Below are 20,634 nucleotides of genomic sequence, written 5' to 3' on the forward strand. Positions count from 1 at the left end.
TGCCGGCGTCAGGCGCCGACGGTCGAGGCGCGCACCACGAGCTCGGGCGCGAACTCGATGTGGGGGGCCGTGCGCTCGCCGTCCGCACCTCCAGGACCGCGCAACCCGGCGATTTCGTCGAACAGCAGGTCCGCTGCGGCTGTCCCCAGCTCGGCGTGCGGCGTTCGCACCGTACTCAAAGGAACGATGGTCGACTGGGCGAACTCGATGTCGTCGTAGCCGATCACCGCGATGTCCTCCGGTATACGGATGCGCCGGCCTGCCGCGAAGGACTGGATGATGCCGATGGCGAGCAGGTCGTTGACGCAGAAGAGCGCGTCGGGCCGGTCAGCGGGAGCGCGACGGGCGAGGCGCTCGGCGCAGGCGATCCCGGCCTCCACCGTCCGCTCGGGGACAGAAATGATCTCAAGGGTGGCGTCCGGCACCGCCTCGATCACGGACAGCGCTCCCCGCTGCCGATCGGCGACCTGCCGCAGGTCCAGCGAGGAAGCAACGAACCCGATCTTCCGGCGGCCAAGGTCGATGAGATGCTGGACCGCGAGACGGCTGCCGGTGACATGGTCGGTCGAGACCGAAGCCTGGGCAGGAGAGACCGCGCGCCGCGCGCTCAGGACACTGGCGATGCCCCGCCGCCGCAGACGTGCCAGCTCCGCCTCCACGTCGCCGACAGGGGCGATGATGATCCCCGACACCCGCTGCTGCTCGAAGAGCCGCAGATAGTCGCGCTCGCGTTGCCGTGACCCAGTGTCGTTGGCCATCAGCAGATACATGTCCTCGGCGGACACCCGCCGCTCGATGGCGGTCGCGACTTCCGGAGTCGTGGCACTCGCCAGCTCGAACGCCACGTAGCCGATCACCGGGCTCACCCCGGTGCGCAGCATCCGCGCCGCATCGTTGGGCACGAAGCCCAATGCGTCCACCGCCTGCCGGATCCGCTCCCGCGTCGCGTCGGAGAGCTTGCGGGGCTTGTGGAAGTAGTTCGACACCGTGGACTGGGACACCTGCGCGAACTCGGCGACATCCCGAATCGTGACCTTGTTCAGCAATCCTCCCCAGCAATGTGGCCGCCGTGCGGCGGTCTGCTATGGCTTCATCGTAGCCCTGACGCGGTCATCGACCGGCGAGCCCGCTCAGCGCCTGATCACGATGTGTAACCGCGTCGCCCAGCTCGCGAGGAATGTGAGCCGGGGTCCTCGGAGGGCGTACCCGACCGGATTGTTGGATACGATGACAAGGAGAGGCTGATCCCGGTGCCCTTGGCCAGGGCGATGGCCAGGCTGGCGAGTTCGGGGCCGCAGGCTGACGGCTCCCGCGGAGTCGTACGGGCCAGGAGCGGGTGTCCGCGGGGCGGCTTGAGGGTGAGTCGGACACGACGGGGGGCTCGCGTTGGATCGCCTGGCTGGAGCGGACCTGGACGTGACCGGCCGGTCGGCGCCCGCGGTGCTGCCCCCCTCGCCGCGCGCGTGGCTCGGGCCGATCGCGGCCCTCGCCGCGCTGGTGGTGGTCGTGCTCGGGGTCCTGTACGCCGGCCACAGCGAGCCCGGCACGGTGGACAGGTGGATCATCCAGCCGACGGCGGACAGTGTGCGGCCGCCATGGCGGTATCCCGCTCTGACCTTGGACTTCTTGGGGGAGCCCGGCGGAGCGGCCATGCTGGTCGTGGCCACAGTGACGGGCTGCCTGCTGCTTCGGCGTCCTCGCGCGGCGGTGCTCGTCGTTGTCGGTGTCGGCATGACCGTGGGGACGGCGACGCTGCTCAAGCACCTGGTGGGACGCACCATCCACGGCGACGGCAACCTGTCCTATCCGAGCGGGCACACCGCCTTCCTCACCGCGCTCGCCCTCGTGGTGGCGCTGCTCGCGACCGGTCGGCTCGGCCTCGGCAGGACGGCCGGCACGTCACTCGTGCTCGCCGCGGCGCTGGTTGCCGGCGCCGCCATGGGCTGGGCGCAGGTCGCCCTGGGCGCGCACTACCCGACCGACGTCCTCGGCGGCTGGTGCACCGCGCTGGCGGTGGTACCGGCGACCGCGTGGCTGGTCGACCGGACGGCTGACCGGCTGGGCGACCGGGCCGGGACGCTCCGGCGGCAACCGCGGTGGCCGGCCGACGCCGGTCGGCGGGAGCGTCGCTGACGTCACGTCACGTCACGTCAAGCGGCGGAATACGGGCTTCACCGGTCGTCCGGCCAGCCAGGGGGTGGGGTCAGCGGCGTCCAGTGCCTTCCGGTACACCGCACACGCCTGGGCCACCACGTCGACGGTGTGATCGATGTCGGCGTCGCCGAGCGCGCTGCTCACCACGAACGACGGGGCCAGCACCCCGCCCGCGAGGAGCCGGCGCAGGAACAGGGTGCGGTACCGCTGCGACGGCTGCCGGTTCTCGTCGAGGGTGGCGAAGACCAGGTTGCTGGCCCGGCCCCGGACGACGATGTGGTCGCCGACGCCCATGCTCGCCGCGGCCTCGCGGACACCGGCGGCCAACCGCTCGCCGAGGGCGTGCAGCCGCGCGGTGACGCCCTCCTCGACGTAGGTGGTCTGCACGGCCATCGCGGCGGCCAGGGAGTGGGTCTCCGCACCGTGCGTGGTGGACAGCAGGAACACCCGCTCGCCGGAGTGACGCAAGCCCCCCAGCTCCATCAGCTCGCGGCGCCCGGCCAGCGCGGAGACGGCGAATCCGTTGCCCAGCGCCTTGCCGAACGTGGAGAGGTCGGGGACGACGCCGTACAGGCCCTGGGCGCCCGCCTCGGACCAGCGGAAGCCGGTGATCATCTCATCGAAGACCAGGACGCAGCCGTGCCGGTCGGCCAGCTCGCGCAGGCCGGCGAGGTACCCGGGCGGGGGCTCGGTGTGGGTGGCGGGTTCGAGGATCAGGCAGGCGACCTCGTCCTGGTAGCGGGTGAGCAGCTCCTCCGTGGCGGCCAGGTCCCCGTAAGGGAAGGACACGGTGAGCTCGGTGGTCGCCGCCGGAACACCGGCGGACATCGGCGTGGTGCCGATGAACCAGTCGTCGGCGGAGAAGAACGGATGGTCGGCGCAGATGGCCACCCGCGGGCGCCCGGTGGCGGCGCGGGCGAGGCGCACCGCGGCGGTGGTGACGTCGGAGCCGTTCTTCGCGAACTTCACCATCTCGGCGGTCGGCACGGTGGCCAGGAAGCGTTCCGCGGCCTCGACCTCCACGATGGACGGCCGGACGAAGTTGCTGCCGCGGTCGAGTTCCCGCCGCACCGCCTCGATCACACGTGGGTGGGCGTGGCCGAGGCTGACCGACCGCAGCCCGGAGCCGTACTCGATGTAGCGGTTGCCGTCGATGTCCCACACGTGGGCACCGCGGCCGTGGCTGATGACCGGGGCCAGGTGCTCGGGGTACTGGTCGTCGCCCTTGGCGTAGGTGTGCGCGCCCCCGGGGATCATGGCGTGCAGCCGCTCGTTCGCCGTCCGCGACCGGGGCAGGACGAACTCCCCGGCCTTCTCGGTGTGTTCGGTGTCCACGCCGACCTCAACTCTCCTTGTGCTTCAGGACCTCGGCGAGGCTCGGCGCCTCCCGGTCCCGCTGGGACATCGATGTGACCGGCAGCGGCCAGGGAATGGCGAGCTCCGGGTCGTCGAAGGCGATCGTCACGTCCTCGGCCGGATCGTGCGGGCGGTCGATCCGGTACGAGGTGTCGGCGGTTTCGGTCAGCGTCTGGAAACCGTGCGCGCACCCCGCCGGGATGTACAGGGTCGTCTGCGTCTCGCCGGACAGCTCGAAGAAGGCCCAGTTGCGGTAGGTCGGTGAGTCCGGGCGCAGGTCCACGACGACGTCGAAGATCTTCCCGTACGAGCAGCGCACCAGCTTGGCCTCGCCCGAGCCGGAGCGCAGGTGCAGGCCGCGCAGCACGCCACGGACCGAGCGGGACACGCTGTCCTGGACGAAGGCGTGCGGGTCGAGGCCCACCGAGCGGACCACGTCGGCGTCGAAGGTGCGGCAGAAGAAGCCGCGCTCGTCGGCGTACGGCGTCGGCTCGAACAGGTACGCGCCGGCGATCTCCGGGACTTGGGTCGCTTTCATGGAGCCTTCCGCAGGGTGTGCGGCTGGTCGGCCGCCGGGAACAGGGCCGCATTCAAGGCGGCGAACTGGTGCTCGAGTTGCTGCGCGGCAGTCTGGTTCCGCTCGGTGAGGACCTGTCGCAGCTCCGTCGATCGCTTCTCCAGCGTCCGGAACTGCTCCAGCAACCGGTCGGCGTCGACCTCGCGGGCCGGGTGGCAGTACGCGCCGAGGCCCATCCGCTCCATGAGCGCGTCGCTCTTGGCCGCATAGCTGAGGGCGAGCACCGGGGTGCCGGTCTTCAGCGCGCAGATCAGATTGTGGTAACGGACCGCGACCACGGTGTCGGCCGCCGCCATCTCCGTCATCAGGTCGGCCAGTGACGCCGGCTCGGCGGCGGTGACGAGCGGCGAGTCCACCGCGTCGAGGATCGCCTCGACCACGGCCACATCGCACTGGTCGCCGGTGAGCAGCCGGATGGGCCTGCCCTCCTCGACCAGCGTGCGGACGAACCGGATCGTCCCGTCGAGGTAGCGCCGGTAGATCTCGTCGGCCCGGGCGCGGTCGTCGTTTCCGCCGTGGAAGTCCATGACGCCGAGGCAGACCGTGCCCGGCGAGCCCGAGGGCGCGCTCGCCGACGGCGTCGGCAGGGAGAACGCGAGGTCCGGGTAGACCTCGTCGCGTGCGGTGTCCACGCCCATCGCCCGCATCGCGTCACGGCTCTGGGCGTCCCGGTACGACCGGTACGCGGCCAGCCGCCCCGACCAGCGCACCAGGGCCCGTGTCGGCCGGTTGCGGATCTCGGCGGCGCCGACGCTGACCAACGCCACCCGGGTGCCGAGCAGGCGGCCGCTCGCACAGAGCAGGAACAGCGAGTACGGGAATCCCCACGGCCGCAGCGGCAGCGTGGCCTCCAGGACGCCCATGCCCGGCACGATCACCACGTCGTGCCGGCGCACCCAGGCGGCGGTGCGGAAGACGTCGACGAGTTTGCCCAGGCCCTTCGACGCGATCGAGCCCACACGTGACGCGGTCCGGTACTCCGCGCGGTTCCAGTGCAGCCGCGTGGCGGGGATCCCGAACCGGGTCGTCACGGCCTCGGGTCCGCCGCACAGGGCGTCCACGACCGCGTCCGGGTGCTCGGTGCGCAGATATCCGAGGACGGCCTCCAGCGAGCCGTCGTTACCGAGGTTGCCGGAGCCGAGGAGGCCGAACACGCCCACGCGTGTCGACGTCTTCATGTCCGCCGCCCCTCGCGGCCGGCGACGAGGGCGTCGACGGAGACCGTGAGCAGGGCCGGGTCGACCGGGGCGCGGTCCTCCACCCGCTCGCCGGCGCCGGGCCGGACCCGGCTGGTCATCCACGCGGCCAGGTGGCGGTAGCACGCGCGCCGGTCGGCCGGGGACAACGGGGCCCGCCGGATCGCCGAGGCGAAGCCCCAGACGTACTCGGCGAGCAGCCGGGGCGTCGGGTGCAGCGGGCCCGCCCGGCGCGGGTCCAGGTTGACGCACCGGGCGCGCTTGGACGGGTTCGCCCGCTCGGCGCGGTTGGGGTGGTCGCGGCGGAAGTACAGCAGCTCCGGCACCTGGTGGAAGCGCCCGTGCAGGGTGATCTCGGCGACGAACGTGCGGTCCGCGTGGTGGTAGCTGTCGAGGGGCTTGACCCGGCGCAGCATGTCGGCCCGCATCACCCCGTAGAAGTCGTCGCCGCCCGGCTCGAACAGCAGACTGCGGAAGCGCTCCGGCGCGTGCGGCGAGTCGGTGGCGAGCGTGTACTCGTACGGCACCTTCACCTGGCCGTCGCCGTCGATGACGGCCTGGTCGGCGTGCGCGAGGATCACGTCGGGCTGTTCGTCGAGGGCCTCGATGCAGCGCCGCAGCAGGTGGCGGGCGTAGAGGTCGTCGTGCGAGGCCCACTTGAACAGCTCGCCTCGGCACTGCGTGAACACGTAGTTGTGGTTCGGCGTGGCGCCGACGTTCCTGAGCAGCCGGATGTAGCGGATGCGGGAGTCCTGCGCCGCGTACTTGCGGCAGATGTCCTCGGTTCCGTCGGTCGAGGCGTTGTCGGAGATGACCAGCTCGAAGTCCTCGTAGGTCTGCCCGAGCAGGGCGTCGAGCGACTCGGCCAGGTACTCCTCGCCGTTGTACACGGGCAGGCCGATGCTCAGCCTGGGTCGGTCGGTCATGAGGTCCTCACTTCGGGAACGGAGTCGGGGTCGCGCTCACGCAGGGCGGACCGCAGGTGCAGCCACCACACGGCCGAGCCGCTGACGGTGGCGGCGGCGACACCCCAGGCCGAGCCCACCGTGCCGGCCACGGCAGCGCCTCCGAGCCCGCCGCCGACGTAAGCGGCGGAGGCGAACAGCTGGCAGCGCAGGCTGCGCCGGGCCGCGCCGAGCGCGCGCAGCCCGGCCGCCGCGCCGGTGCCGAGGCCCGCGCCCGCGACACTGAAGGTGATCGCCACGATGAGGTGCGAGGAGGAGTGCCAGACGTCGCCGAGCGCGAGGTCGCCGAGCCGGTCGGGCATCAGCAGCAGGGCCCCGCCCCACAGGAGCGCGGCGACGGCCTGCCCGCCGCCCAGCCGGAGGCAGAACGGGCCGAGCCGGTGCGGGGCCTGGCGCAGCACGCGTGCCGCTTCCGGGACGGTCACCAGCGACAGGCCCATCAGCACGGCGAGGAACGGGCCCATCAGGAGTTCGGCGCCCCGCACCGCACCCACCGCGCCGACCCCGACGATCGCGCCGAGCCCGTACGCCCGCAACTGGCTCGCGCCGCCGAGGCTGACGTTCTCGACCAGGTACCGGTAGCCGAGATCGCGCTGCTCGCGAAGCCAGCCGCGCGCCTCGGCCATCCGGGGCCGGATGCCGGACTGCAGGCAGCCGTACGCGGCGGCCACGGCCGCGGACGCGCCCCAGGCGAGCAGATACGCGGCCACGCTGCCCACATGGGCCGCGACGACCATGGCGGGGACGAGCGCGATGGCCCACACGACGTCGTTGACGAACGCCTTGCGCCCATTGCCGGCGGCGAAGAACCCGAACCGCCAGGCGTCCTGCAGCAGCAGGCCCGGCATCATGACGCCGAGGCAGGCGAACGCGGGCCCCAACTGGCCGCCGAGACCGAGCCCGGCCACCAGACACACCGCACCTATGGCGGTGCCGACGCCGAGTGCGGTCCCCGTCGACCGGGCCACCGCCCCGCGCCAGGACGCGTCCGAGACACCGCTGAAGCGCACTACGAGCGGGTCGGTGGACAGGCCGCGGGAGACGTTGAGCACCACGCCATAGGTCACCCAGGCCAGGCTGAACACGCCGAACGCGGTCACCCCCAGCGAGCGGGCCACGTAGATGCCCACCGCGAAGTTGGACATGCTGGAGGCCGCCTGGTCGGCCAGCCCCCAGGACAGCCGGCCGACCAGGGCCCGCTTGGCGGACCCGGCCGGTGCCGTCGTCTTCTCCCCCTCCGTGGTCATCGGCGTCACGCCTTGATCAGACCGGCGCCGTGCAGGGCGTCGGCCGCGGCGGCGACGGTGTCGAACGGCAGCCCGGACCGCTCGGCGACGTCCAGCAGACTGTGCTCGCCGTCGGAGAGGTTGAGCACCCAGAGCATGGCCATCTGGGCCTGCTTGGTGTCGCTGCGGCCGCCGAGCGCGTCGTACAACCCGCGCCGGCCCAACTGTGGTTCGCCGTAGGGGCTGAGGTTGAGGTAGCTCCGGTTGCGGTCCAGGACGGCGAACGCCTCGCGGCAGACCGCGAGGGTGTCCGCCATCGCCTCCGGGGAGACGAAGTCCAGGTTGTCCGCCGAGGTGTGGTACTCGGGGTAGCCGGCGTACGGGGTCCGGGTGAGCGCGCCCACGCCGAGATTGAACCCGGGCGAGCAGAACTGCCGCTCGTCGTAGCCGTACGGAGTGAACTCCGTGACGTGGTGCGGGCGTTCGGAGGCGGCCAGCACGTGCCGCATCACCCGGTCGATCTCCGCGTCACCGCGCCTGCTCTGCTTGTACGTCAACTGGCCCGGGTCCCCGGCGCAGGCCAGCACGAGTCCGTGCTTGACCTGTTCCACCCGCTCCGCGTTGCGGGCCAGCCAGGTGATCGCCCCGATGGTGCCGGGCGCGAACAGGAACCGGTACGTGTACCACGGTGTCTGCTCCGCAAGCGTCCGGGCCAGGAACGTCGCCACCGCGATGCTGGCCAGGTTGTCGTTGGCCAGCGACGGGTGGCAGACGTGGCAGGAGACGATCACCTCGTCGGCGACCTGCCCGGGGACCACGTGCTCGGCGTAGGTGAGGTGGCCGTCTTCGAGTGTGGAGTCGACGCACACCTCGTACTCGCCGTCCGGCAGCGCGTCCAGGGTCTCCTGGGCCAGGCAGAACCCCCACTCCGGCTTGTAGTAGCTGGTGCGGTACGGCACCCAGCTCGGGTGGTCCGGCAGGGTGTGCAGGTGTTCGCGCAGTTCGGTCAGCGGCATGGTCGCCGACACCGGCACGCTGTAGCCGAGCACGTGCAGGCTGGACGCGGCGAAGTCGACGACCCGGTGGCCGGCGGTGTCGGCGATGTACGCGTCCCGGATGTTCCACTCCTGCGGCACCGTCCAGTCGAGCACCTGCGTCCCGGTCGGCACCTCGTGCACCTGCAGCGGGAGGTACTCGCCGACGATGTCCAAGGTGGTGCGGACACCGTCGCCGGTGATGCTCCGGCACAGCGGGTACAGCCGCTCCACCAGGGCGTGCATCTCTTCGCCGGGATGGGTCATCGGCGCCACCGCAGGGTGTCGTCGACGGTGCCGGCGTCGGACGCCGCGCGCAGCACGGCGAGACGGGTGAAGCGTCGGTCGAAGTCCTCCTTGGTAAGTCCGAACTTCCGGTAGGCGTCGGCGAGTTCGAGCGCGCCGCGCTTGACCGACCACTCGATGTCGAAGCCGGGGATCGCGGCGCGGAACCGGGAGAAGTCCACCCGGTAGGAGCGCGGGTCGGCCCCGTTCTCCCCGGTGATCCGCACCTTCGCGCCGGGCACCGCCTCGGCGACCTGCTCGGCGATCTCGGCGACCGTGACGTTGTTGATCTCGCTGCCGATGTTGAACGCCCGGTCGTGCACCGCTTCGCGCGGCGCGGTCAGCGTGGCCGTGAAGGCCCGTGCGATGTCGGCGGCGTGCACCAGCGGGCGCCAGGGGGTGCCGTCGGAGAGCACCAGCACCTCGCCGGACAGGAGCGCGTGGCCCACCAGGTTGTTCAGCACGATGTCGGCGCGCAGCCGGGGCGAGTAGCCGAAGGCGGTGGCGTTGCGCATGTACACCGGGGTGAAGTCGCCGTCGGCCAGTGCGTGCAGGTCGTCCTCCACCCGCACCTTGGACTCCGCGTACGGCGTCACGGGGCGCAGCGGGGCGTCCTCGCCCACCAGGTCGTCGCCGCCGGCGGCACCGTACACCGAGCAGGTCGACGCGTACAGGAAGCGCCGCACCCCGGCCTCGCGGGCCAGCCGGGCCAGCCGTACGGACGCGTGGTGGTTGATGTCGTAGGTGAGCTCCGGCGCCAGCGAGCCCAGCGGGTCGTTGGACAGCGCGGCCAGGTGGATCACGGCGTCCACCCCGGCCACGTGTTCGGCCGTGACGTCGCGCAGGTCCACCCGGTGTCCCTGCGGGTCGGCGGGTGTCTCGCCGAGGACGGAGTCGGCGAACAGGCCGGCGTCAAGCCCGACGACCTCGTGCCCGGCGGCGGCAAGTACCGGGGCCATCACGGTGCCCAGGTAGCCCTGGTGTCCGGTGAGCAGTACGCGCAAGGTTCAACCCCCCAGGTTGAGAGTGAGTTTGGTGACGGCGAACGCCTCGGCGTAGCGCTCGTGGCATTCGATGCCGCGGATCCGGGCCAGACCGAGGAAGGTCTCCCGGTCGTACCAGGGCCGGTGCCGCTGCGAGGGGTAGTGCTCCTGCAGCAGCCGCACCTTCTGTTCGGCGATCTCCGGCGACAGCGGCTGGTACGCCGCCGGACGGCCGAGATCGCCGTCCCACTTGACGATCTCGTAGCCGAGGACCATGTGATCGCGGAACGCGGTGGGTATCAGCTTCGCCAGGCCGCGGTGGTCCTGGTGCGCGTCGTCGGTGCGCGGGGCAAGGATCAGATCCGGGTCGGTCCGCTCGCGCAGCTCCTCGACCGCGGCCTTGGCCTCCTCCCAGTGCGCGGGCAGTCGTCCGTCCGGCAGCTTGTGCACGGTCAGCCGCAGGTCGGCGTCCGGGCAGAAGGCGGCGAGCGCGGCCTGCTCCTCCTGCTCCCGCTCGCTGCCACCGCCGGAGAGCACCAGCGCGTCGACGCGGATACCCGGCTGCGCGAGGCACACGGTCAGCAGCGTGCCACCGGCGCCGATGGCGATGTCGTCGCAGTGCGCGCCCACCGCGACGATCCGGTCCAGGCGCCCGGCCCCGAGGCGGATCACGCGCTGACCCCGGCGTTGTCCCGTTCCCACACGGCCCACGGGCGGTCGCCCCGGGCGTAGGCGTCGTCGAGCGCGGCCCGCTCCTTCACGGTGTCGGTCGGCTTCCAGAAGCCGCGGTGCTGGTGCGCCACCAGCCGGCCGCGCTTGGCCAGTTGGGCGCATCCGTCGGCGACCAGGTCCCCGTTCTCCGGGATGTGGTCGAAGACCTCCTGGCGGAGCACGAAGTAGCCGCCGTTCTCCCACAGAGGCATGTCGCTCACCGCGGTGATGCCTCCCACCAGGCCGTCCTCGCCCAGGTCCACGCAGTGGAACGAGGACTGCGGCGGCACCACCATCATCGACGCACCGGCGTCGCGCCGGGCGAACCGGTCGATCATCTCCGGCAGCGGGGCGTCGGTGAGCACATCGGCGTAGTTGGCGAGGAACATCTCCTCGCCGTCCAGGTGGTGCCGCACCCGGCGCAGCCGCTCCCCGATCGGTGACTCGATGCCGGTCTGCGCGAAGGTGATCGTCCAGTCCGCGATGTCGGTGGACAGCAGCTCGGTCTGCCCCTTGCGCAGCACGAAGTCGTTGGACGTCGTCTCCTCGTAGTTGAGGAAGAAGTCCTTGATGTGGTGAGCCCCGTACCCGAGGCACAGGATGAACTCCGTGTGCCCGAAGTGCGCGTAGTAGCGCATGACGTGCCAGATCAGCGGTCGCGGCCCGACCATCGCCATCGGCTTGGGCACGTCGTCGGCGGCGCCGCTGCGCATCCGCATCCCGTAGCCGCCGCAGAACAGTACGACCTTCATGCTGTGACCTTTCACGACGCGACCTCGACAATGCTCAGTTCCGGGATGGGAAAGACAAGGCGGCCGCCCCACTCGTGCACGAAGGAGAGCTGCTCGACCAGTTCGGCCCGCAGGTTCCACGGGAGGACGAGGACGTAGTCCGGCCTGTCGGCGGCTATCCGCTCGGGTGGCAGGATCGGGATGCGGGTGCCCGGGGTGAACCTGCCGTGCTTGTAGGGGTTGCGGTCGACCGTGTACGGGAGCAGGTCGGGCCGGATGCCGCAGTGGTTGAGCAGGGTGTTGCCCTTGCCCGGGGCGCCGTAGCCGACGACCGTCTCGCCGCGCTCGGCCGCCTCGATGAGGAACCGCAGCAGGTCCCGGCGCACCTTGGCCACCCGGGCGGAGAACTCGGTGTACCCGGACAGCTCCCACAGCCCGGCGGCCTTCTCCCGGGCCAGCACGTCGGCCACCTGCGAAGTGGGCTCGCCGGCGACCTCGGCCGGCCGGGCCCACAGCCGGATGGAGCCGCCGTGCGTGGGCAGCAACTCGACGTCCACGAGCGCGAGTCCGCCGCTCGCCAGCGCCCGGGTCGCGGACGCGACCGTGTAGTACTGGAAGTGCTCGTGGTAGATCGTGTCGTACTGGTTCTCCTCGATCAGGGTCAGCAGGTGCTGCACCTCGATGGAGACCCAGCCGTCGTCGGCGACCAGGGCGCGCAGCCCCTGGGTGAACCCGACCACGTCGGGGATGTGCGCGTACACGTTGTTGGCCACGACCAGGTCGGCCGGGCCGTGCTCGGCGCGGACGGCCGTACCGGTGGCCGGGTCCAGGAACTCCGTGAGCGTGGGCACACCCGCGTCCCGGGCCGCGGCGCCGACGTTCACCGACGGCTCGATGCCGAGGCAGCGGATCCCCCGGTCCACCACGTGCCTCAGCAGGTATCCGTCGTTGCTCGCGACCTCGACCACGAAGGCGTCGGGGCCGAGACTCACTCGTTGCACGGCGTCGGCGACGAACGTACGCGCGTGCTCCACCCAGGAGGTCGAGTACGAGGAGAAGTACGCGTACTCCTTGAACGTCTCCTCCGGCGTGATCAGCGGCGGGATCTGCGCCAGCCAGCAGTCGGTGCAGACCCGCAGGTGCAGCGGGTACGCGGGCTCCGGCTGATCCAGTTGGTCCGCGGCGAGAAAGCTCTCACATGGTGGCGTCGCCCCGAGATCGACGACGCTCGCCATCGCTTCCGAGCCGCAGAGCCGGCATCGTGTCATGTGTTGCCCCCCATTGATTCCGACCGACCCGCGATCGCGGTGCGGTACCCCTCCACCAGGCGCTCAAGCCCGACGGCCGGGCTGAAACCCCGCTCGTAACGGCGCCGGGCCGCCTGGCCCATCTCCCGGTTACGGGCCGACTCGGCCGTGATCCGGCGTATGCGGGACGCGAGCGAGGCGCGATCGCCCGGCCGGTGCAGCAGACCGGTCGCCCCGTCCTCGACGAGTTCGACGAAGGCGCCGTGACCGGCGGCGACGGTCGGGACCCCCGCCGCCATCGCCTCCACGACCACCAGGCCGAACGCCTCCAGCCACGTCGAGGGAGCCACCACGGCGACCGACCGCGCGATGGCCTTCCGGCACTCCGCCGTGTCGTACAGGCCGACGTACCGCACGTCGTCCCGGCCCGCCGCCCAGGTGGTCACCTCTCGCTCCAGTGGCCCCGCGCCGGCGACCACGAGCGGCACGCCCACACCACCGCTCGCCGCGAGCTCGTCCCACGCGGCCATGAGCAGCGTCACGCCCTTGGCCTCCGCGAGCCGGCCGAGATAGAGCAGATGCTCGCCCTCGTCCGCTCGGCAAGTGCCCGGGTCGGGCACGAAGTTGTGCTTCACCGCCAGCCGCTCGGCCGGCATGCCGGCCCGCACCAGGACATCGCGCTGCGCCGCGGAGATGCAGAAGAACCGCTCCACGCCGGACCACCACCGCCGCCGGTTGACCGACAGGCTGACCGCGAGCGGCACCGTCGCCAGCCGGGAGCTCCGGTAGCAGCCGTGCCGGACGGCGGGCAGCGGCGCGGACCCGACGCACTCGGTGCAGGGCCGGCCGTCCCGCTGCAGCGTGCCGGGCGGGCAGACCTGGGTGTAGTTGTGCAGCGTGGCGACGGCGGGCACGCCGGCGTCGGCGCAGGCGGCCAGCACCGCCGGCGACAGGAGCGGGAAGACGTTGTGGACGTGCACCACGTCCGGCCGCTCGGTGCGAAGCCGGGCGGCGAGTTCCGCGCGCACCGCCGGGTTCCACGGCACAAGGAGCGGCACCGCGGCCTTGCCGAGAAGGGACCGGGCGGCGATGTCGTCGCTGCGCCGCTCGAACACCTCGACCCGGTGGCCGGCCCCGCGCAGCAGCTCCACCTCCTGGTCGACGACCTTGTTCTCCCCGCTCGGCTGCGCCGAGGCGTAGCGGTTGTGCACCACGAGGACGTGCATGCTCAAGGAACCTCCGGTATCCGGGCCCGTCGCGGGACGCGTGGTCGAGGGACGTCGGGCGTCGGGAGGGGAGTGGCCGCGGCAGGTGCCGCCAGCAGCGAGGCGGCCACGGCCAGGTGCAGCAGATACGGCGAGGCGTCGCCAAGACCGGCCTCGGTGTACGACGCGATCGCGCAGTAGCTGATCAGGAAGATCGCGCAGGCCCTCTGCAGCGACGGTGGCCGCAGCAGCGCGACGCCGCCCAGCACGATGATGATCGCCGCCACCAAGGCGACGCCGGTCAGCCCCTGCTCGTGGTAAACGGCCAGCCAGCTGTTGTCGATCGGCAGCCCGCCGAACGACTTGTCGCCCAGGCCCATGCCGAACACCTTCTCCGCGGTCGTCCGGGGCGCTGCCAGCAGGGCGTCCCAGACCTTGGCCCGGCCGGTGAGGTTGGAGAAGTTCTCCTTGCTCTGTCCGCGCAGGAACCACGCCTGGAGCGCGGAGGCGAACCCCACCGCGGCCACCGCGGCGCACAGCACCGCCCAGGTGAAGAACCGGCGGGCGGCGGCGCTGGTCAGGATGAGCGAGCCGATCGCCAGCGCCAGCCCGATGAACAGGCCGAGCGTGGCCGTCCGGGTATGGGTCAGCGCGAGCAGGACGAGTGACGGCACGATGACCATCGCCGCGCTCGCCTTGTCGGTCCGGCGGCCCAGTACGAGCAGCACGGTGAGCCCGATGATCACCGCGGCGTACTGTCCGATCTGCGGCGGGGTGAGCGGCCACAACGCGCCGACCAGCCGCCCGCCGTAGAGCTCGGGCATGGCCGCGCCCGGTGAGACGACCAGGCCGGCGGCCACCGACCCGAGCACCGCGAAGTACATCCGGATGTGGTGCCGGACGAAGGTCAGGCCGCCGTCCCACCAGCGGCTGAGCAGCCACAGCGTGCCGACGAAGAGGGCCAGCCGGGTGCAGCGGAACAGCGCGCCGAACCCGGACTCCAGGTCCGCGCTGGAGATCACGCTCGGCACCAGCAGCAGGGTGAGCAGGGACAGATAGGCGCTGGCTCGGATGCGCAGCCGGAGATTGACCGCGAGTGCCAGCGCGAACGCGGCGACCAGCGCACCCATGGTGACCATCTGGATGAGGGAGCGGGGCAGCGGGATGATGGTCTTCGCCCCGGCGGAGCCGAGCGTGTTGAGGACCAGCAGCCCCCAGACCGTCCCGACGATCTTCGACGTGTGGTCCGTGCCCATCTCAACCACCGTCCCCCGCGCCGAAGGTGCTGCCCGCGTCCTGCTGGTACGGCGTGCCCTGCCACTGCCCGGGGTCGAGTGTCCGGCTCGGGTCGTGGGCGACGAATGTCCATGGTCCGCGGTAGACGTTGTCGTGCCAGCGGTTGTGCTGCTCGCGGGTGATCGCCTCGGCCACCCGCTCGCCCTGGTACGGCGACCAGTCCGGATAGGTGCCGTAGTTGGCCAGCAGCGCCATGCGGTCGCACTTCACCGTGCAGTCGACGACGGACTTGTCCAGCACGAAGCGGTTGCCGTGGATGTCCACCCGCTGGGTCTTCCACCGGCAGTCGGCGTAGAGCGGTGCCGTGGCGATCGCCGGCTGTGCGCAGCGGTCGGTGTTCTTCACCAGCAACGTGCAGTCACCGGACGAGGTGTTGGCCGGACTGTTGCAGAACCGGTCGGCGTTTTCCCACAGGGTGATCCCGGACCAGTTGTTCTCCAGCACGTTCCGATAGATCTCGATCTTGTCCGTGCGGGCTCGGATCCGTGGTTCACCGCCGGATTCGGACAGGTAGATGGTCGGATACGGGAAGGTGTCGCCGCGGTCGGCTGCCTTGCGGCCCTCGACCCAGTTGTTCCGCCGGATCGTGTTCTTCCGGATGACCGCGTTGTAGCTGGTCTCGTAGATCAGCGCGGCACCGTCGTTGGCCTCGAGCACGTTGTTCTCGATGCGGAAGTCGTTGTTGTTGGTGTCCGCCCACAACCCTGGTCCGCGGTTGTCGTGCACCCAGTTGCCGCGTACGTCGGCGCCGTTGACGGCCCAGAACTTGATGCCTCCGGTGCAGCCGCAGCCCTCCCGCCGCCGCTCCCAGTCGCCGGTGTTGTTGCCCACGATCTCGTTGCCCTCGACCACCAGGCCGCTGATACGGCCTTTGGCCTTGTACGCGTTCATGCCGTACTGACCGTTGTCGCGCAGGCAACTGGCGCGGACCTGCTGGCGGGCACCGGCCATCAGCCCGGCACCGGAGTTGTTCCGGACCGTCGCGTGCTCGATCACCCACCCGTCGGCCGAGTCATGGTTGACCACGCCCTCGTCGTGCGGCGCGACGAAACCCCGCACGGTCAGGTAGCGGATGGTGACGTTGCGGGCGGTACCGCCGAACGCGTACTGGTTCTTCTTCCGGCCGTCGAGCACCGCGCCTGGCGCACCGAGGTAGCGGTCCCCCTCCTTGGGGATGACCTGGGCGTAGCGGTCCGGCTCGAGCCGGTGTTCGCCCGGTCGAAGCCAGAACGTGGTGTTCGGGGGGCTGCTCCTGGTCTTCGCGGCCAGGTCACCGGCCACCGCGGGGTCGACCGTCACCGCGCCCGCCGGCGCCTTCGCCGGCCCGGCCGCGGGCTTGGCGCACACCCGGGCCACGGACGTGGATGGCGCGGCGGTCGGCTTCGGCCGCGCGTCCGGCGTGCTCTCACAGCCGGTCGCCGCCGGCAGGGCCAGCGCCAGCGATGCCGCCGGCAACGCCCAGTGCCGCCACTTGATCCCCACGCGCCCCCCTAGCCGCGGAACCTGAGTACGGTGGTGAACCCCGTCGCGCCGTCGGCGAAGCCGGTGCCGACCAGCGTTGTGCTGGGTTCCTTGCGCCCGAACCCGGCGGAGTACCAGCCCAGCGGCGGGTCACTCTCGCCGCGATGCGCCCGCCAGGAGAGTTGCCCGGGCAGGTCGAGCGCCGCGGAGCGGTCCTCGCCGTCCCGGGTCCAGGTGAGCCGTGCCCGGTTCCCCACCAGGTCCGCGGCGATCGCCGGGCCGAGGTGGAACGCCAAGTGCACGGCCCGGCGCGGGCCGCGCACCTCGTCGACCACCCGCAGCTCCTCCGCCGCGGCCGTCAGCTCCACCCGGCGGCGGTGCACGGAGCCCTGGTAGCCGTCGTGCTCGGCACACCAGCGGGCCGTCCCCCCGTCGGAGGCGTCGGAGATGTCCGCGGCCAGGACGCGGCTGCGGGCATGCCGGGTCCACAGGAACGGGCCGCCGGAGACGGACTGGTCATCGCCGTCCAGCCGCAGGGTGTTGTGGCCGAGGGTCGACCGGAAGTACTGCCGCCACTCGGGCTGCCCGTGGTAGCAGAACGTCCCCGGGTCGGCGAGTACGTCGACCCCGTCGTGCCGGACCTCCACGGACAACGCGTCCGCGTGGGCATGCGCGGCGATGGACAGGAAGCCGTGCGGGCCACCGTCGCAGCGGCACCAGATCTCCTCCGGACCGCGCAGGATGGTGAGCCCCGCGTCGGCGAAGTGGGCCGGCCGGCTCGGAGGGCGGGACACGGCCGGTGCCGTTCCATTTTTCGCGTACGGCCGGATGAGCGCGGCCAGCAGCGGGGTGCGCACATCGGTACCGGTCACCTCCGGCCACCAGGCGAGCCGGCCGAACACGGCGTCCCCGGTGGCCAGCAGCGAGGCCCAGCGGTCGGTGCCCGCGCCGTCCACGACCAGACCGTGCCCGTCGTCCGCGTCCCCCTGACGCGGCGGCCGTAGCCGGCTGTCCACGATGGCCGCGAGCGCGTCGGTCATCCGCAGCAGCACCAGCCGGATGGACGCGGGGACCGGCACGCGGGCGGCATCCGCCTCGGCCACCGCGGCCAGGCCGAGCTCCAGCACGAGTCCGTGATATTCGGTGGCCAGTTCGCGGTTGAGGCCGGAGCCGAAGGTGTTACGGCGCAGGTGCCGCTCCAGCGACCGCAGCGCGTCGGCTCGCCAACGCGCCGAGGCGGGGAACCACCCGAACGCGCAGGCCGCGGCGAACTGTCCGGCGGCCTCGGCGATGACGTGGTTGTTCGCCGAGGACCCCCGGCTGGGGAAGGCGGCCAGCCAGCGCTGGTGGTGCCAGATCTGGTTGCGCGCCACCGGGTTGTCCTCGAACAGCCCGGCCACGCCCGGCCAGCCGTCGAGCAGCCGGCGGATCCACACCCAGGACAGCAGCCGGATGCCCAGCTCGATGCCGCTGATCCAGTGCACGCCGCGCAGCGGCGCGTTGGCCGCCCACCACGACCGCAGGTGCGCGGCCACGCGCTCGGCGTACCGCTCGTCCCCGGTGATCGCGTAGGCGGCGGCGAGCTGGGTGAGGTACTGGTGCCGGGACAGCTCCCAGATCTGCTTGATGTCCCCGACCGCGTCCTCGTTCCGGTACGGCACGTCGAAGGCGTAGCCCCACGGAGCCCGGCGTCCGGTCTTCGGATCGCACCACCAGTCCGGGTCGGCCAGGTCGTCGCGGACCACCCCGAAATACTCGGCGTGCCCGTACATCAGCCGGTCCGCCTCGGCGATGAGACGTTTCGCGGCGTCCGGAGGTATCGCGGCGATCGTCCCGGCGGGCAGTACCGCGGTGAACCGGGCGCCGGTCACGCCCGGGCAGTCCGGCCGCGCCGACCGCCACCGCCGCCTGCGTACCGCGTCGCCCACCCGGCCGCCGACCTCCCGCGGCCCCATCCGGGACAGCCGCCGCAGGTACCAGCCCGCGCTCATGGTCATCGCGTCCTCGCCAACGTCACCGGCGCACCGCCGGCCAGGCCGGTCCGCACGGCGAGGGTGGCCGCCGTGGTGGCGACCAGCGACTCCAGCGGCACCGGCATCGGCCCGCCGGTCCGCACGGCCTTGATGAACGCGGCCAGCTCGGCGTTCTGGCCCTTGTCCCGGGCCTTGGGCAGCCGCGAACTGACCCACCGCTTGCGGCGGCCATCGACGTACACAGCGGCACGGACGAAGTCGTCGAGCCGCAGCGCACGGCCGTCCGCGACCAGGTCCAGCGTCTCCTTGGGGAAGCCGGCCGGGCCGCTGGTGACGTAGGCGATGGTGGCGGTGGACCCGTCCGGGTAGCGCAGCAGGACCTGAAGGTCCTCGTCGCCGGACGTGGCGACCGCGTACACCGAGACCGGGTCGGCCCCGAGCAGCCAGCTCACCGTGTCGATGAAGTGTCCGCCCTCACCGGCGAACCGCGAGCCCTCGGTGCCTTGTCGGAGGTACCAGCTGCCGTGCGCGAGGCGGCCCGCGTTGACCAGGTACCGGACGCTCGCCGGACCGGTCCGGGCGCCGAACCGCTTCCTGGCCTCCCGCAGCAGCGGCGCGAACCGGCGGTTGAAGCCCACCTGCAGCCGGTCGTTGCCGGACTCCTCCACCGCCGCGAGCACGCCGGCCAGCTCGTCCTCGGTGAGGGCCAGCGGCTTCTCCACGAACACGGCCTTGCCGGCCAGCAGTGCTCTTCGGGTCAGTTCGGCGTGTGAGCTGTGCCGGGTGACCACGAACACCGCGTCGATGGACGGGTCGCCGAGCACGGCGTCGAGATCGGTGGTCGCCTCGGCGAAGCCGAACTTGCGCTTCGCGTTGGCCGCGGACAGCGCCGTGGTGGTGACGACCGTGGACAAGTCGACGCCGTCGCGCTGTGCCAGGTGCGGCAGCAGCATCGACGTCGCGTAGTTTCCCGCGCCGACGAACGCGAGGCGCACCGACGCGTTGGCATACCGGGCCGGGGCGGACGCTTCACCGCTGGGTCGCTTCACCGCGGGCACGGCCACCGCCAGGGCGCCCGTTTCCTCCGCTTCCCCCGTGTGTTCGGGGTACCGGAACAGCACGGCCACGGCCTTCAGGTCGCCGTCCTTCAGACTCTGGTACGTCTCGACGGCGTCATCGAAGTCGGCGATGTGGGAGACCAACGGCTCCACGTCGACGCGGCCGAGGGCGAGGAGATCGAGGAAGCACGCCAGGTTGCGGCGCTCGGTCCAGCGCACGTAGCCGATCGGGTAGTCCCGCCCGTCCAGCTCGTACTCCGGGTCGTAGCGCCCGGGGCCGTAACTGCGGGAGAACCGGACGTCGAGCTCCTTCTCGTAGTACGCGTTCCACGGCAGGTCCAGGCGGCACTTGCCGATGTCGACGACCCGGCCGCGGTCCCGGCAGAGCCGGGCGGCCAGCTCGACGGGCTGGTTGCTGCCGCCGCCGGCGGCCAGGTACACCTGGTCCACGCCATGACCGCCGGTGAGCTCGGCGGCGGCGGTTTCCACGGCCGCGGACGCCGGATCGCCGCAGGCCACAGCTCCCAGGCGCGCGGCGAGTTCGCAGCGCACCGGGTCGGGGTCGGCCCCGACGACGCGGACTCCCGAGGCGGCGAGGAGCTGCACCACGAGCTGCCCGATCAGCCCGAGGCCGATGACCAGCGCCACGTCGCCGAGGTGCGGCTCGCCTTGGCGGACGCCCTGCAGCGCGATCGACCCGACGGTGCCGAAGGCCGCGTGCCGCGGCGCGAGGCCGTCCGGCACCGGGACGTAGAGGTTCTTCGGCACCCAGTTCAACTCGGCGTGCAGCGCGTGCTCGTTGCCTGCGCAGGCCACGAGGTCGCCGACCTTCACATCGTCGATCCCGGCGCCGACCTCCTCGACCACCCCGCACAGCGAGTAGCCCAGCGGTGTGTAGGAGTCCAGCTTGCCCATCACCTTGCGGTAGGTGGCGGGCACCCCGTTGGTGGCCACGCTCTGCATGACCTTGGCCACCTGGTCCGGCCGGGAGCGGGCCTTGCCCAGCATCGACATGCCGGCCTCGGACACCTTCATGAGCTCGGTCCCGGTGGAGATCAGCGAATAGGCGCTGCGGACCAGCACACCGCCCGGCTTGCATCCCGGCACCGGCACGTCGAGCACCGCCAGCTCGCCGCTCTTGTAGTTCTGCACAACCTGTTTCACCCGAACTCCCCT

The 20,634-nt window shown here is 71.8% G+C and carries 17 protein-coding genes; 1 reads left to right on the forward strand and 16 read right to left on the reverse strand.

The window, feature by feature from the left end; genetic code table 11:
• Positions 1-8: 8 nt before the first annotated feature.
• Positions 9-1,046, reverse strand: a complete 1,038-nt coding sequence (locus ACZ6TD_RS38285; protein ID WP_471345463.1) for a LacI family DNA-binding transcriptional regulator — start codon at positions 1,044-1,046, stop codon at positions 9-11.
• A gap of 370 nt (positions 1,047-1,416) precedes the next feature.
• Between ACZ6TD_RS38285 and ACZ6TD_RS38290 the strand changes: the two genes are divergently transcribed.
• Positions 1,417-2,133: a phosphatase PAP2 family protein gene (locus ACZ6TD_RS38290; RefSeq protein WP_471345465.1), complete on the forward strand. Its 717-nt coding sequence runs from the start codon at positions 1,417-1,419 to the stop codon at positions 2,131-2,133.
• A 12-nt stretch (positions 2,134-2,145) separates the two neighbouring features.
• On the opposite strand, the gene ACZ6TD_RS38295 is transcribed toward ACZ6TD_RS38290, so the two are convergent.
• From ACZ6TD_RS38295 to ACZ6TD_RS38365, 15 genes are all read right to left on the reverse strand, one after another.
• Entirely contained in the window at positions 2,146-3,411 is a 1,266-nt protein-coding gene (locus ACZ6TD_RS38295) for a glutamate-1-semialdehyde 2,1-aminomutase (protein WP_471358420.1), read from the reverse strand.
• 85 nt (positions 3,412-3,496) lie between these two features.
• Entirely contained in the window at positions 3,497-4,048 is a 552-nt protein-coding gene (gene rfbC / locus ACZ6TD_RS38300) for a dTDP-4-dehydrorhamnose 3,5-epimerase (protein WP_471345466.1), read from the reverse strand.
• Positions 4,045-5,265 carry a polysaccharide pyruvyl transferase family protein gene (locus ACZ6TD_RS38305; RefSeq protein WP_471345468.1) on the reverse strand — a complete coding sequence of 407 codons (1,221 nt, stop codon included), beginning with the start codon at positions 5,263-5,265 and terminating at the stop codon, positions 4,045-4,047. The genes rfbC and ACZ6TD_RS38305 overlap by 4 nt, the downstream gene beginning before the upstream one ends.
• Positions 5,262-6,209, reverse strand: coding sequence for a glycosyltransferase family 2 protein (locus ACZ6TD_RS38310; protein WP_471345470.1), 948 nt, complete (start codon positions 6,207-6,209; stop codon positions 5,262-5,264). Before ACZ6TD_RS38310 ends, ACZ6TD_RS38305 begins: the two co-directional genes overlap by 4 nt.
• On the reverse strand, positions 6,206-7,495 hold the full coding sequence (locus ACZ6TD_RS38315; protein ID WP_471345471.1) for a hypothetical protein: 1,290 nt from the start codon (positions 7,493-7,495) through the stop codon (positions 6,206-6,208). Before ACZ6TD_RS38315 ends, ACZ6TD_RS38310 begins: the two co-directional genes overlap by 4 nt.
• Positions 7,496-7,500: 5 nt before the next feature.
• Positions 7,501-8,775, reverse strand: coding sequence for a DUF4910 domain-containing protein (locus ACZ6TD_RS38320; protein ID WP_471345473.1), 1,275 nt, complete (start codon positions 8,773-8,775; stop codon positions 7,501-7,503).
• Positions 8,772-9,797 carry an NAD-dependent epimerase/dehydratase family protein gene (locus tag ACZ6TD_RS38325; protein WP_471345475.1) on the reverse strand — a complete coding sequence of 342 codons (1,026 nt, stop codon included), beginning with the start codon at positions 9,795-9,797 and terminating at the stop codon, positions 8,772-8,774. Before ACZ6TD_RS38325 ends, ACZ6TD_RS38320 begins: the two co-directional genes overlap by 4 nt.
• Before the next feature lie 3 nt (positions 9,798-9,800).
• On the reverse strand, positions 9,801-10,448 hold the full coding sequence (locus ACZ6TD_RS38330) for a PIG-L deacetylase family protein (protein ID WP_471345477.1): 648 nt from the start codon (positions 10,446-10,448) through the stop codon (positions 9,801-9,803).
• Positions 10,445-11,239, reverse strand: coding sequence for a glycosyltransferase family protein (locus ACZ6TD_RS38335; protein ID WP_471345479.1), 795 nt, complete (start codon positions 11,237-11,239; stop codon positions 10,445-10,447). The genes ACZ6TD_RS38330 and ACZ6TD_RS38335 overlap by 4 nt, the downstream gene beginning before the upstream one ends.
• An 11-nt stretch (positions 11,240-11,250) precedes the next feature.
• A complete protein-coding gene (locus ACZ6TD_RS38340; protein WP_471345481.1) occupies positions 11,251-12,486 on the reverse strand; it encodes a class I SAM-dependent methyltransferase in 1,236 nt (411 codons plus the stop codon).
• Entirely contained in the window at positions 12,483-13,691 is a 1,209-nt protein-coding gene (locus ACZ6TD_RS38345) for a glycosyltransferase (protein ID WP_471358423.1), read from the reverse strand. Before ACZ6TD_RS38345 ends, ACZ6TD_RS38340 begins: the two co-directional genes overlap by 4 nt.
• Before the next feature lie 2 nt (positions 13,692-13,693).
• Complete coding sequence (locus ACZ6TD_RS38350) at positions 13,694-14,926, reverse strand: O-antigen ligase domain-containing protein (protein WP_471345482.1); 1,233 nt, start codon at positions 14,924-14,926, stop codon at positions 13,694-13,696.
• Position 14,927: 1 nt separating this feature from the next.
• Positions 14,928-16,448, reverse strand: coding sequence for a right-handed parallel beta-helix repeat-containing protein (locus tag ACZ6TD_RS38355; protein ID WP_471345484.1), 1,521 nt, complete (start codon positions 16,446-16,448; stop codon positions 14,928-14,930).
• An 8-nt stretch (positions 16,449-16,456) separates the two neighbouring features.
• Complete coding sequence (locus tag ACZ6TD_RS38360) at positions 16,457-18,424, reverse strand: heparinase II/III family protein (RefSeq protein ID WP_471345485.1); 1,968 nt, start codon at positions 18,422-18,424, stop codon at positions 16,457-16,459.
• Positions 18,421-20,622, reverse strand: a complete 2,202-nt coding sequence (locus ACZ6TD_RS38365) for a bi-domain-containing oxidoreductase (RefSeq protein WP_471345487.1) — start codon at positions 20,620-20,622, stop codon at positions 18,421-18,423. The genes ACZ6TD_RS38360 and ACZ6TD_RS38365 overlap by 4 nt, the downstream gene beginning before the upstream one ends.
• Positions 20,623-20,634: the final 12 nt, after the last annotated feature.

This window comes from Streptomyces yongxingensis (assembly GCF_055597465.1).